This window comes from Arcicella aquatica (assembly GCF_034928825.1).
Taxonomy (GTDB): domain Bacteria; phylum Bacteroidota; class Bacteroidia; order Cytophagales; family Spirosomataceae; genus Arcicella; species Arcicella aquatica.
In genome coordinates this window covers 198,813-212,964 of the sequence record NZ_JAYFUL010000005.1, presented here as the reverse complement: position 1 = coordinate 212,964, position 14,152 = coordinate 198,813, and the positions used below count along the sequence as shown (strand labels likewise).

General features: G+C 34.8%; 11 protein-coding genes. 7 read left to right on the top strand and 4 right to left on the bottom strand.

The features are described from left to right. Positions 1-45 precede the first annotated feature (45 nt). Both VB264_RS04870 and typA read left to right on the top strand, forming a co-directional pair. Positions 46-1,884, top strand: a complete 1,839-nt coding sequence (locus VB264_RS04870; protein WP_323247240.1) for a sensor histidine kinase — start codon at positions 46-48, stop codon at positions 1,882-1,884. 331 nt (positions 1,885-2,215) lie between these two features. After that, a complete protein-coding gene (gene typA, locus VB264_RS04865) occupies positions 2,216-4,024 on the top strand; it encodes a translational GTPase TypA (RefSeq protein WP_323247238.1) in 1,809 nt (602 codons plus the stop codon). Positions 4,025-4,589: 565 nt separating this feature from the next. Here typA and VB264_RS04860 read toward each other — a convergent pair. Further along, positions 4,590-6,320 carry a hypothetical protein gene (locus tag VB264_RS04860; RefSeq protein ID WP_323247236.1) on the bottom strand — a complete coding sequence of 577 codons (1,731 nt, stop codon included), beginning with the start codon at positions 6,318-6,320 and terminating at the stop codon, positions 4,590-4,592. Between the two features lie 331 nt (positions 6,321-6,651). On the opposite strand from VB264_RS04860, the gene panB reads away from it, so the two are divergent. Next, positions 6,652-7,497 (top strand): 3-methyl-2-oxobutanoate hydroxymethyltransferase, encoded by an 846-nt coding sequence (gene panB, locus VB264_RS04855; protein WP_407654644.1) that lies wholly within the window; start codon positions 6,652-6,654, stop codon positions 7,495-7,497. A gap of 51 nt (positions 7,498-7,548) precedes the next feature. Then, on the top strand, positions 7,549-8,274 hold the full coding sequence (locus VB264_RS04850) for an RluA family pseudouridine synthase (RefSeq protein WP_323247234.1): 726 nt from the start codon (positions 7,549-7,551) through the stop codon (positions 8,272-8,274). Here the strand turns inward: VB264_RS04850 and VB264_RS04845 are convergent. Further along, positions 8,240-8,425, bottom strand: coding sequence for a hypothetical protein (locus tag VB264_RS04845; RefSeq protein ID WP_309924170.1), 186 nt, complete (start codon positions 8,423-8,425; stop codon positions 8,240-8,242). The genes VB264_RS04850 and VB264_RS04845 overlap by 35 nt on opposite strands. A gap of 285 nt (positions 8,426-8,710) precedes the next feature. After that, positions 8,711-9,121, bottom strand: coding sequence for an RrF2 family transcriptional regulator (locus VB264_RS04840; protein WP_323247232.1), 411 nt, complete (start codon positions 9,119-9,121; stop codon positions 8,711-8,713). A 590-nt stretch (positions 9,122-9,711) separates the two neighbouring features. On the opposite strand from VB264_RS04840, the gene VB264_RS04835 reads away from it, so the two are divergent. The 3 genes from VB264_RS04835 to VB264_RS04825 all read left to right on the top strand — a co-directional run bounded on the left by VB264_RS04835 (position 9,712) and on the right by VB264_RS04825 (position 12,904). Next, the gene (locus VB264_RS04835; RefSeq protein ID WP_309924174.1) at positions 9,712-10,791 is read left to right on the top strand and encodes an LptF/LptG family permease; all 1,080 of its coding nucleotides are present in this window, start codon (positions 9,712-9,714) and stop codon (positions 10,789-10,791) included. Positions 10,792-10,923: 132 nt separating this feature from the next. Beyond that, complete coding sequence (locus VB264_RS04830) at positions 10,924-11,814, top strand: DMT family transporter (protein WP_323247230.1); 891 nt, start codon at positions 10,924-10,926, stop codon at positions 11,812-11,814. Between the two features lie 142 nt (positions 11,815-11,956). After that, the gene (locus VB264_RS04825; RefSeq protein WP_309924178.1) at positions 11,957-12,904 is read left to right on the top strand and encodes a glycosyltransferase family 2 protein; all 948 of its coding nucleotides are present in this window, start codon (positions 11,957-11,959) and stop codon (positions 12,902-12,904) included. A gap of 51 nt (positions 12,905-12,955) precedes the next feature. Here the strand turns inward: VB264_RS04825 and VB264_RS04820 are convergent, their stop codons facing one another. Next, positions 12,956-13,915, bottom strand: coding sequence for an AAA family ATPase (locus VB264_RS04820; protein WP_309924180.1), 960 nt, complete (start codon positions 13,913-13,915; stop codon positions 12,956-12,958). Between the last annotated feature and the right edge of the window lie 237 nt (positions 13,916-14,152).

Sequence of the window (14,152 nt, the reverse complement as noted above, 5' to 3'; positions counted from 1 at the left end):
TTTCTTTTACTACGCACATTGGTGAAAGCTAGCACAACAATTATTATGAAAGAGGTAAAAGGTTGCTGTCTAATCTTCTTATTTATACAGCTGTTTTTCTTTGAAGCATTTTCTCAACGTCAGGTCGTTATTGATAACCCTAACGAGGCCCGAATCATTGGTAGAGAAATTGAAATCTTTGAAGATAAGACTGCGTCATTGACTTTTGATGACGTAAGTAAGCGACGTGATATTGATGCCTATTTTACTAGGAGCTTACAAACAAATCCTAATTTTGGCATTACTTCTTCTGTCATTTGGGCAAGAGTAACTTTGCATAATAAAACATCACAAAGCCTATTCTTAGAGATTGCCGAGGCGACTATTGATAGTATTATTTTTTATAAAATAGACTCCCACAAAAAAGTAACCTTGAAAAAATCGGGCACTTATGTGCCTGTTGCAGAGAGAGATTTAAAAACCAACTTCTATTTATTTGATTTAAACCTCCCTGCTGGCGAAACCTGTACTTATTATATACGTTTCCAGACATCCTTGCCTTTATTATTCCCCATGCGGGTTGCTCCGCTTAAAGTCTATTTTGAAGATAATCACCCTAAAGATTTAATGCAGGGGATTTACTTGGGCATTATGATAGTAATGGCAATCTTCAATTTCTTTATTTTTTGTACAGTTCGTACCAAGGTGTACCTCTATTATGTTATTTACGTTTCCTCATTTGCGTGCTTTTTTGCATATAACAAAGGGATTTCGCATGAATTTATATGGCCAAATGCTGTTTGGTTTAATCGCTTTACACCCATTTTTATTTCAATGGGTATAATATTCAGTCTATTATTTGCGAATAGTTTTCTGAATGTTCAGCGTTATTTACCCATTTCCGACAAAATTTCTCGTGTTTTAATCATGCTCATTTTGCTCTTTCTAGTTGGGCATTGGTTGGGTTTAGGTACTACTAGCATTATATTATTAAATTCAATTGCTTTTTTAGCAGTAATTTATGTGTTGGTAATTGCCACCTACGTATGGATGAAGGGCTCAGAAGAAGCACTCTTTTTTTTAAGTGCATGGTCTATCATGTTGATAAGTGCTTTGATATTTATTATGCAGCTTTCAAATATTTTGCCAAGCGATAATTTTACAAGGAATGCTCTACAGGTAGGGTCGGCGCTAGAAGTAGTGCTTCTATCGTTTGCTTTGGCCTATAGAATCAATAAAGACAGGAAAGAAAAAGAACAATTTCAGGCAGAGGTAATTACTCAATTGAAAGCCAATGATCAAATGAGAAATAGAATAGCACGTGATTTACACGATGACATTGGTTCTACCTTAAGTAGTATTGGAATCTTGAGTCAGGTTGTTGAAAATCAGATTGATAGAAATCCTAGTTCTGTAAAAGATTTGGTTCATAGAATTAGTGAGAGCTCACAAAAAGTACAACGCTCGCTAAGTGATATTGTCTGGACGACAAAACAAACAGAGGAAAGCTTGGATAGCGTAATCGTAAAAATGAAAGAGTTCACGGCTGAAATGTTAGAGCCCAAAAATATTGATTATCGTTTTAATGTAGCAGACTTAAGTAAGATTCAGTTTTCGCCTTTAAAGCAATATAATATATACCTTGTTTTTAAGGAAGCCGTTAATAATAGTGTCAAATATGCACAGGCTACTCATGTTGAAATTGCTATTTATTTTACCGAAGAATATTTTACTGTGATTGTAAAAGACAATGGAATTGGTTTTGAAGAAGTTAATATCAAACAGGGAAATGGGTTAAATAATATGAAAGAAAGAGCCCTTGCTATGAACGGGAGTCTGCAAATCTTGACGCAACCATCTAAAGGAACATTAATAGAACTGAAAGTGCCCCTGAATATTAAATAGGACTTAACTAAAGCACGCATTTTGATAAATTGTATTATTGCTATTTTTTCTTTTATAATTTATATTAAATCCTTCAAATTAATATTTCCAAATCTAGTTCTAGCCATTGATTTACAATCATTTAACTCTTTTATGCCAAATCTGGGGCTTCAATTTATTTCTTTGTTATTTTTTCAAGCTAATAGCATTTTTCTAAGATAATATCATTACCTTTGCACCCTTAAATGTAAATTTGGAAATCAGATAGTTTGAAGAGTATAATTCTTACAATTTCATTTTCAAATTAATTCATCGCACGGGCGAGCCCGTTTCAAATTTTCAAATTGAAATCATGCAAAGTATTCGTAACATTGCCATCATTGCTCACGTTGACCACGGTAAAACTACCCTTGTTGATAAAATCATCCATGCTTCAAAGTTATTTCGTGATAACCAAGAGTTCGGAGATTTAATTCTTGACAACAACGATTTGGAGCGTGAACGTGGTATCACTATCGTTTCTAAAAACGTATCTGTTCGCTACAAAGGCGTAAAAATTAATATTATTGATACTCCGGGTCACTCTGACTTTGGAGGTGAAGTAGAAAGAGTATTGAAATTGGCTGATGGTGTTTGCCTTTTGGTGGATGCTTTTGAAGGACCAATGCCTCAAACTCGTTTTGTATTAGGTAAAGCTATCGACTTAGGTTTAAAACCTATCGTAATCATCAATAAAGTAGATAAAGAAAACTGTCGCCCTGACGAAGTACACGAGCAAGTATTTGACTTGATGTTCAACTTAGGTGCTACTGAAGACCAATTAGATTTCCCTACTTTATACGGTTCATCTAAACAAGGTTGGATGAGTACTGACTGGAAACGTAAAACGGAAGATATTACTGAATTATTAGATGTAATCATCGATACGATTCCTCCAGCACCAGAAAACGAAGGTATCCCACAAATGCAGATTACATCTTTAGATTATTCTTCATTCGTTGGTCGTATCGCTATTGGTCGTGTTCACCGTGGAACTTTCAAAGAAGGTATGCAAGTAGCTTTAATGAAAGCAGATGGTTCTGTAAAAAGAATGAAAATCAAAGAACTTCAAGTATTTGAAGGACTTGGAAGAGTAAAAGTTGCTGAAGTAAGTGCTGGTGAAATTTGTGCAATGATGGGTATTGAAGATTTTGAAATCGGTGATACTGTTACTGACTATGATACTCCAGAAGCATTACCAAGAATCTCGATTGATGAGCCAACAATGAATATGTTGTTTACCATCAATAACTCACCATTCTTTGGAAAAGAAGGTAAATTTGTAACTTCTCGTCACTTACGTGATCGTTTGTTCAAAGAAACTGAGAAAAACTTAGCCTTGAAAGTAGTTACTACTGATTCTGAAGATAAATTCTTAGTATTTGGTCGTGGTATTCTTCACTTGTCTGTATTAATTGAAACGATGCGTCGTGAAGGTTATGAATTACAAGTAGGTCAACCACAAGTAATTTTCAAAGAAGGTGAAAATGGTGAGCGTTTAGAACCAATTGAAACATTAGTAGTTGACGTTCCAGACGAGTCTGCTGGTAAAGTAATCGAATTGGCTACACAAGGTAAAGGTGAGTTGTTGATTATGGAACCTAAAGGTGACTTACAACACTTAGAATTCAACATTCCTTCACGTGGTTTGATTGGTATGCGTTCTAAAGTATTGACAGCTACTTTCGGTGAAGCTATCATGGCACACCGTTTCAAAGCTTATGAGCCTTACAAAGGAACAATCCCTGGTCGTATCAACGGTTCATTAATTTCTATGAACTCTGGTGTTGTTACTCCTTATGCTGTAGATAAATTACAAGATAGAGGTGTTTTCTTTATCGACCCTACTGAAGAAGTTTATGCAGGTATGGTAGTTGGAGAGCACAACCGTCAGAATGATATTGAAGTAAACCTTCAAAATGCGAAACAATTGACTAACATGCGTGCTTCTGGTACAGACACAAACGTTAAAATTGCTCCGAAAATCCAGTTCTCTTTGGAAGAATCTATGGAATACATCCAAAAGGATGAATACTTAGAAGTAACACCAAAGTCGATTCGTATGCGTAAAATTTACTTGGATCCAAGTATGCGTAAACGTATGGAACAAAAAGCAGACTAATATAAAAAACGAAACCCCTCTGATTCATGTCGGAGGGGTTGTTTATGTTACCACTAATTGCTTTATTATTTGTACTTATATAGACAAGCCACCTTTTTTAAAGGTTGCGTGATAAGTAAAAAAAAATAAACTTTTTTTCGAAGTATTGACACATCTCTAGATTTATTCATCTTCATTGTACTTTTTTAGTCTTCTTTCCATTACTTCCATTTCCTTTTCTGTATTCTTTACTGGCTGTATAAATCTGTATAGATTTATTGTTAGTAACTAATTGTCAAATCTGTTTCCAAAAATTATCAAGCATAATGTATTTATATAATACATTATGCTATTAAAACGTATCGTCTATTTTAGACGACTACTTGTAACAACTTGTAGCGGTAACCCTTGCGGTTACCGTTTATTGAATCGATGCTTTGTTAAACGATACGGTAACCGCAAGGGTTACCGCTACAGGTAATCAAGTAATTTATTTTGGAACAATAAATGTTTAGTTGAATTCATACAAACGAAAAAAGCATTCCGAATTGAATTCAGAATGCTTTTTTTTATTTTTAAATCCTAATTATTTTTTCTTCGGTTTGTCAGGAAGAATACGGATATCATCAGGATTTTTAGGGTCAATATAGAATCTATATTTTGCTACTGGACCAACAGGCTTACAATCACCAGGATTCAAGCGTTGAACTTCGTATTCATAGATTGATGGATTCTTCGGTAATGGAAGATCATCAGGCCATTTTACTTTAGGATTCTCTGTTACGTTTTCGTAGTTAACATAGTTGCTTGCAGGCTTCGTAGATTTTTTACGAGGTACCAATTTCTTAGGAACAACAGCTACAGCAGGTTTTGTTACTTTACGACGTACTTTTGGTTTGATAGAGCTTGGTGCTGTAGTTCCTCCAAATACCTTAAACATATACTGGTCAGTAGTAGGTTTAGTTGGTGTAATTGAAGCTACAGGTTTTGCTTTATAACCAAAGCTAGCAGCATCTGCTTCTGAGAAGTGTTTGTTCTGAACTACTGACTGTACAGAGTAGTAGTAGAAGTCACCTTCATCACCGTTAGCTAATGCAACATTGTCAGGCAATGTTAAGCTAGTGTTTTTAGTTGTCTGCTGATAGATTGGCGTATCTGAACCGTCAGCTTTGTAAAGTTTGAATAAATATTCTTCCTGATCTGGATTAGGAGCATTGCTTTTCCATTTGAATACAGGTTTTTCAGCAGATTTATAATCATACATCTTTCCGTTTTCTCCTAATATTGTTGGAGCATACACCACGATTGGTGCTGGCGGAGGAGGTAATAGCGTATAAACAGTTTTGCCGTTGTCTTCACCAAATGTATGTGATAACGCAAGCCCAAAGGTATAACCTCCATGTGTGCTTAAATCTTCTTTGGTTAAAGTTTTAGTAGATCCTTGAGAAACGTCTTGACCTACTGTAGTAAATGGAGTTTCTGTAATGAAACCTTGTGCGTTAAGGCCTAATGCCCATGTTTCACCTACTTTATAGGTTACATCTAAGGCAATAAGTCCGCCAAGTTTATTTTTTGAAGCAGAAGAGTTCATTCTAAAAATTAATGACTGCGCACCAAAATTCCCGTCTTGTAAATAAGCACCAAAACGAGGAGCAGAAGTATTGAACAAACCACCACGAGCATCAAGATTAACATTTAATTTTTTACCAATCGGAATGTCCAATGATGGTCCAATCAATAAATAAAAATCTTGCATGCTTGAAATTTTATCATATTTCAAATCATTTCTTGTAATACCAGCAGGGATTTTTCCAGACAATACTAAAGCATCATAGTTTTTATAGATACGTCCATCTGGACCATTATAATCATCACCAACCTGAAAGAACTGATAACCTCCAGTTAAACCAAGACCAATAATACCCCATTGACGTGTAACAGAAAGTGAGTTAGAACCACCCGGTTTCAAGAACATCGTTATATCTTTGCCATTTACTGTGTTTCCAACAGGGATTGACACCCCTACTCTATCAGTAAGTTTCCAGTAACGTTTGCCTTGAGTAGCTTTTAAGACATTGCTATTTTTATAAAAAGCAGAATCTAAATAATACCCGTCTGCAACCGTTTTAACGATTTGACCATTTGAGTAGGTCGTCGTAGTAATTCCATTGTCTGTGATTGTACTTACAATCGTCGGTTTTTTACTAGAGTCTTGAGCAAATGACGGATTGCTTAGTGCTAAACACGTCAATAAACCCAGGCCAATCTGAGCAGACTTGTTTTGCAATAGACTTCTTGTTGAAAAAATCTGTTTCATAACTTGTTTGATTTAGTATAAATGATAGGGACTGAAATAGATTTATTAGATAAAATGAATATAACAATGAATATAAAATTTATCAAGTAAAAGTACCCCTTTTTTAGTAAATATTTAGTGATATTCTCTGAAAAAAGCACTTATTTTGAAAAAAAGCATATCGAAATATATTTTAACTATTTTAGATACTAATAAATCTTAAATTTGTACATTATTTAATATTACGCTGACAATATGTAAATATGCCTACTTAATTTGGAATGAAAATCGGTTTATTTTTCATGTAAAAAGAAATCATTCACGTTAAAAGTATGTATTTATCCTATATGTTATGTGTAACGAAAAAAAAGCTCAAAAAATCATGCCAGTGAATAACGAAATCAAACGAATTACTACACATATTTTGCAAGAAATGAAAAATAGGGGTGAAAAAATCTCTTGTCTTACTGCTTACGACTATTCTATGGCTCGTATTGTTGATGCAGCAGGCGTAGATTTAATCCTCGTTGGTGACTCGGCATCGAACGTGATGGCTGGACATGAAACTACTTTGCCTATTACACTCGACCAAATGATTTATCATGCTACTTCGGTAGTGAAGGCTGTAAAAAGAGCATTGGTTGTCGTTGATATCCCCTTTGGTTCATATCAGGGAAATTCTTCTGAAGCACTTCGTTCGGCTATCAGAATCATGAAGGAGTCAGGTGGACATGCCGTCAAAATGGAAGGTGGTTCAGAAATCAAAGAGTCGATTATTCGGGTATTGAGTGCAGGTATTCCTGTGATGGGGCATTTAGGCTTGACGCCACAATCAATTTATAAGTTTGGAACGTATAATGTAAGAGCAAAAGAAGACCAAGAAGCCAACAAATTGATAGAAGATGCACAAATGTTGGACGAAATTGGTGCTTTTGGTGTTGTACTTGAGAAAATACCTTCAAGTCTTACTAAAAAAGTGTCTCAGAGTATCACCATACCAACTGTAGGAATAGGAGCAGGCCCCGATGCGGATGGGCAAATCTTAGTAATTCATGATATGCTTGGCATCAATAAGGAATTTAAACCAAGATTCTTAAGAAGATATGCTGACTTGGATGGAATTATGAATGAAGCAATTACACAGTATATTCAGGATGTAAAATCAGTTGATTTTCCGAATCAAAAAGAGAGTTATTAATCAAAAATCGAGTTTAAAGAGTAATTCAACTCGTAAAATCAAAAATAGAAAATGAAAGATTTTCACGTAGTATATGAAGACAATCATATTATTATTGTCAACAAGAGGGCTGGAATTTTAGTGCAAGGAGATTCAACAGGGGATAGAACATTGACGGACGCCGTTAAGGAATATATCAAAAAAGAATATAATAAACCAGGGGATGTATTTTTACATCCTGTTCATCGCCTAGATAGGCCTGTTAGTGGCTTGGTTATTTTTGCCAGAACGTCTAAAGGACTAGAACGCATGATGGAGCTATTTAGAAAAAGAGATATTCAAAAAACCTATTGGGCAATAGTTAGGCGTAAACCTAAAGAAGCAAAAGGAAAGTTGATTCATTGGATTGTAAAAGACGAAGCTAAGAATGTAGTGACGGCGCATGAAACTGAAGTAAAAGGCTCGCAAAAAGCAGAACTTAATTACAAAGTATTGGGAGAAATCAACAAGCATTTCTTGATTGAGGTAGAACCCATTACTGGCCGCCCTCATCAAATCAGAGTTCAGTTAGCCTCAATGGGTTGCCCTATTCGCGGAGATTTAAAATATGGTTTTGATCGCCCCAATGCTGATGCAAGTATTAACTTACATGCCAGAAGGGTGTATTTTATTCATCCCATTAAGAAAGAACCGATTATCTGTAAAGCTGCTGTTCCAACGAATGCTTTCTGGGAAGAGTTTCTTGAACTTGATCCAGACGATTTCAAGCAAAAGAATCTGGATTTTCTTCATGAATAATAGGATGAGAAACATCTCTTGATATCTGCTCTACGAGGTCGCTGATAGAGTGTTTAACACCATGAAGAATGCCTGAAACAATGCTTAAAGGAAGTATTAATGGTAAAAATACTAGCCATTGTAGAATCATGAATTGGTTGAACTTTTTCATTTTATTAGATAGTGGTTATTGTGAACAATTATGTTGTAAAAATAACAATAATTCTCAATATAACAATATTTAATAGGTTGAAAATATTACAATTATTTAATACTTATTATGCGAAAATAATAAAAATGCTTTCTAATCTTAGGAAGAAGTGTTTTTTGAGGCTAAAACATTGAAATATGGTTTTTTAAGATAGTGTAGTAATTAATCTTTTCCACTTTAAAGAATACTAATTCAAAAGCGGATATAAATCAAAAAAATAGCCCTAGCTGATGCTAGGGCTATTTTTTATTTTACTAAATCTATTAATGTATTTTCTTCTAAAACGGCAAGATTGGCATCTCTCCATTTTTCCATAACATTTCTCAATGAACAACTTTCCTCGTCTCCGCAATCATCACATTTGCCATAAAAATGCAATGATACACACAGCGTTGGCGAAATGGGGCCGTCAATGATACGAATGATTTTAGCGAAAGAAACTTGGTCAGGTGGTATTCTTAAGTAATAACCGCCACCTTTACCTTTTTGGCTTTGTAAAAGCCCATGATTGCGTAATTCAAGAAGGATTGCTTCTAAAAATTTTTTGGGAATATTTTCTGATTCAGCAATATTTGAAATAAGTAATGGCCCTTTTTCATATTCACGAGCTAGAACTTTTAGGGCTTTCAAAGCATATTTAGCTTTTTTAGAAATCATAATGATGAAGTTTTAATTTAGTTGCTTCGCCAATAAAATGGTTTTGATAAATTATCAACTGCTTGCACTTTGAATAAAATAGTAATATATCTACTAAGTTCAGGAATTCCATTCGATTGATAGACAAAAGTACATAAATTATCATAATTTATTATATTATTGATAATGCAACAAGCTCAAATAATTTTAATAAACTCTGGGAAAAAATAAATATTATCACAAAATAATGATAAATCATTGGGGCTTTTGCTGAATGTAAACTACTAGGATATGTATAAAAGCACGTCACTATCCTTTTAATCCACATTTGCGCTACAAAACAATACTAAAATTGTAGATGTTGTATAAAAGTGGGTATTTTTTTACACATATAGGTAAAACATAGCGTAAATATGTGAAAAATAATAATTTGAGCAATCTTGTTTAGACGCACACAATTACTTATTCTCTTATAACGAAGAATATTAACTTTTAACATTTTTTAATCTTATAGAATGCTTCTTCAAACCGCAGACATTTATTTATTCGTAGCTTTGTAGCATATTACTATTTCAATAGCGGTAATTTAGGCTATTGTTACCTGAAAAAAAATGAAGATTCTCGATTTATACATCATTAAAAAATTTCTTAAAACTTACTTTTTTGCGGTTTTAATCATCGTCTCTATTATTATGGTGATTGACTATACCGAGAAAATTGACAACTTCATCGATAATAAAGCGTCTGTTCATGCTGTTTTGTTTGATTATTACCTGAACTTTATTCCCTATTGGGCTAATTATATTAGTCCGTTAATGGTGTTTATTGCTACTGTTTTTTTTACGGCAAACTTGGCAGCGCGTACAGAAATCATTGCTATTCTAAGTACGGGCGTCAGCTTCACCCGTTTTATCAGACCTTATTTTATAGCCTCGTCTATTGTAGGGATTCTAACCTTCTTTATGGTAGGGTGGATAATTCCTAATGCTAATAAAACGCGTATTGCCTTTGAACGAAAATATGTAGTAGGCTCATACTATTATAGCGATAGAGATGTGCATATCAAAATTGGTCCACAAGATTATGCTTACATGGAAAGCTATGATACGGGTTCGCAAACGGGCTATCGCTTTTCTTTGGATAAAATAGATGGGCATGAATTAAAAATGAAATTATTAGCCGACCATATTACGTGGGATTCTACTCGCAAGAAATGGTCGATTTTCGATTATAGAGTGAGGACTTTTCTGCCTAATGGCAAACAAAAGCTAACTTATGGTACTAAAATAGACACCACGCTTAACTTACTTCCCAAAGATTTTGAAAGCAAGTACCAGATTCATGAAACGCTAACAAACTCAGAATTAGAAGATACCATTAATCAGATTAGAACACGAGGGGCAGATGGTATTGAGATTTTCTTGATTGAAAAATATTTACGATTTGCCAATCCTTTTGCCGTCATCATTCTGAGTGTAATCGGGGTAATTGTATCTGCTCGGAAAGCAAGAGGTGGGGTAGGCTTTCAGATTGCCCTAGGCTTTATGTTGGCGTTTTTATACATATTATTCTTTATGATGAGCAAGGGAATTGCTCAATCAGGAGGAATGCCTCCGCTACTAGCCGTTTGGTTGCCTAATATCGTTTTTACGGTGATTGGTTTTATTTTATACTATACCGTGCCTAGATAGTGTGGAGTTTTGAATTTAGCATGCGGAGTATCTTATTCTCCATCATTCAGGCACTTTTTCTAACAGATAAATCAATATTTTGGCATTGCTAATTGACATACAGCTAATTGCTAACACAGACCAAACCGCTTCATGAAAACAAACAGCATAAAAGATTATTTTCAACTTCATTTTGTAGTACTCATTGCTGGGTTTACGGCTATTCTAGGAGCCTTAATTTCTGCCCATTCTTTAAGTATTGTTTTCTTTAGAACTTTTCTGGCCTCCGCAGGACTATTCCTTTATTTATACCTTAAAAATGTACCTATTAAAATTTCTGTAAAAGCTACTTGGCAGTTATTAGCCACAGGGGGCATTATTGCTTTACATTGGTTTACATTTTTTTATGCAGCCAAAATCTCAACTGTAGCAATATGCCTTGCAGGTTTTTCTACGGGGTCGTTGTGGACAAGCTTACTTGAACCTTTATGGGAAAAAAGGAAAATAAGGATCATTGAAGTAGGACTAGGTTTAATGGTAATCGTAGGTTTATATTTAATTTTCTTGTTTGAAGTAGACCACATCATGGGCTTATTAGTCGGAATATTCTCCGCCTTTTTAAGTGCGTTGTTTTCTGTCATTAATGCTCAGTTTGCTAAAAAACATAGTCCCCAAATCATTACATTTTATGAGATGCTCGGTGCGGCATTCATTACTTTCATACCTGTTTTGTATTTGTTTATTCAAGCAGATAATGATTTTATCCTTATTCCGCAGGGCTTAGATTGGCTATGGTTGTGTATCTTAGCTTTTGTGTGTACAGTTTATGCTTTTGCAGAAGGAGTAGAGCTAATTCGTAAATTTTCAGCCTTTACGTTTAACCTTACATTAAACCTTGAGCCTGTTTATGGAATTATTTTGGCTTATATATTCTTTGGAGAAAAAGAACGAATGACCGTGGGGTTCTATGCAGGAACATTTATCATTCTAATCTCGGTATTGTTGTACCCACTCCTTAAAAAAACTAAATTTTCAAACAGTTAAAGCTTCGTTTGATAGCAAAACATATAGGATTCAGGCTGACAGAAAGTTTAATCTGAATTTTTTAGGCTATATTTGAGGCTGATTATATTTTCTATTATAGAAACCCATTCATAAAGTCTTTACCTAAAAACAGTTTAATTCGTTGAATATCCCCCAAATTTCAATTATCGCCCCTCTCTATAACGAAAGTGAAACTTTCCCCTTTTTGATAGAAAGGTTAAATGCATTAATGGATTCGGCTCAAGTAAGCATTGAAATTGTTTTAGTAGATGATGGAAGCCGTGATAATACCGCAGAATTGATGCAAGCGCTGGCATTAAGTGATGAAAGATATCATTGTTTATTTTTAGCACGAAACCACGGGCATCAACTAGCCCTTACAGCAGGTTTAGCCATTTCCAAAGGCTCTGAAGCTGTAATGGTCATTGATGGCGACCTCCAAGATCCTCCTGAATTACTCCTAGAGTTTTATCCTTATTTAAAACAAGGCTATGATGTCGTGTATGCTGTTCGTAAACAGCGTAAAGAAGGCTTTGTAAAACGTAGTGCCTATTATCTATTCTATCGTTTATTGAAGAGTATCGCTTATGTAGATATTCCCTTGGATAGTGGAGACTTCGCTTTGATGAGCCGTAGAGTAGTGAATATCTTAAATAAAATGCCCGAGGAAAGTCGTTATTTAAGAGGAATGCGCACATGGGTAGGGTTTAAACAGATAGGAGTAGAGTATGCTAGAGAAGAACGTCAAGCTGGAGAATCAAAATATTCTTTCAAACAGCTTTTTAAATTAGCCTATAGTGGCATCTTTAATTTTAGCGAATTCCCCATCAAATTTGTAACAAGATTGGGTTTGTTTGCCATTGTCGTTTCGTTGATATACTTTATAAGTGTATTGATAAAAAAATATTATCTTCAAGAAGTAATAGAAGGTTTTCCTGCGTTGCTTTTTATGATTATTCTTTTCAGTGGCGTGCAATTACTAGCGTTGGGAGTGCTCGGAGAATATATTTTGCGAGTCTTTTTCCAGTCTAAAAACCGCCCCCTTTTCATTATACGAAGTGAAATTCAGAACAAAGAATTTGTAGAATAAAATACTCAATTTTGTTGTAGAAGATTATGTGGAAAATCTTCTACAACCTTTTTACCTGCCAATTGCTACTCTTCTTAAAATAGTATCGATTACTTGCATCGTAGTGATACCATCAGCCTCAGCTTCATAATTAAGCATAATTCTGTGATTCAATACATCTGGGGCTATTTCTTTGATATCTTCTGGTAATACATAATCTCGGCCATCTAAATACGCTAATACTTTGGCTGCTAAATTCAAATTGATGCTTGCACGAGGCGATGCTCCAAATTGTACATAGCGGGCTTCTTCTCTCAATCCATAATCCCCCGGCTTACGCGTGGCAAAAATAAGTTCAATAATATATCGTTCAAGCGTTTCAGAAATAGTAATATCGTTGATTTCCTTTCTGATTTTAAAAATGTCTTCCTTATTCAGGATAGGTTTGGGCTGGTAATTAAAATCCATGTTCGACATCTTCCTCATTACTTCCAATTCTTGCTCTTTATTTAGGTAGTCAACAAATACTTTTAGCATAAACCTATCTACTTGCGCTTCTGGTAAAGGAAAAGTCCCTTCTTGCTCTACAGGGTTTTGAGTTGCCAGAACTAAAAATGGTTTATCAAGCGGATAGGTAAAATCACCAATAGTCACTTGCTTTTCCTGCATGGCTTCCAAAAGGGCAGATTGTACCTTTGCTGGAGCACGGTTTACCTCATCCGCTAGAATAATATTAGCGAAAACTGGTCCTTTTTTTACTTCAAAATCATCAGATTTCCGACTATAAATCATCGTTCCGATAAGGTCGGCAGGTAATAAGTCGGGCGTAAATTGAATACGGTGAAAATCTAACTTAAGGATTTTTGATAAGGTATTTACAGATAATGTTTTGGCCAAGCCCGGTACACCTTCTAACAAAACGTGTCCGCCTGTAAATAAGCCAATGAGTAGTCGATTCGTCAGTTTTTCGTGACCTACCACTACTTTTCCCATTTCTTCAAAAACTTGATTTATTTTTTCTCGTGAAGTCATTATTGTATTGAGGTAAGATTCATTAGCCAATGTTTATCCATTTATGAAAACCTAGTAAACGTTGGCATCTACCATATAAAGCTTATATGTACGTGTTCATTGTAAAGCAATTTTACGAAAAAAAATTGGCAATCTGTATCTTACAGTTCTAAAATCGTTCGGAACCCCTTCTTTTTTAAGAGAGACTATACGCTAATATATTTTGAACAAGTACAGGTTTTATTGTAAACGGAAACG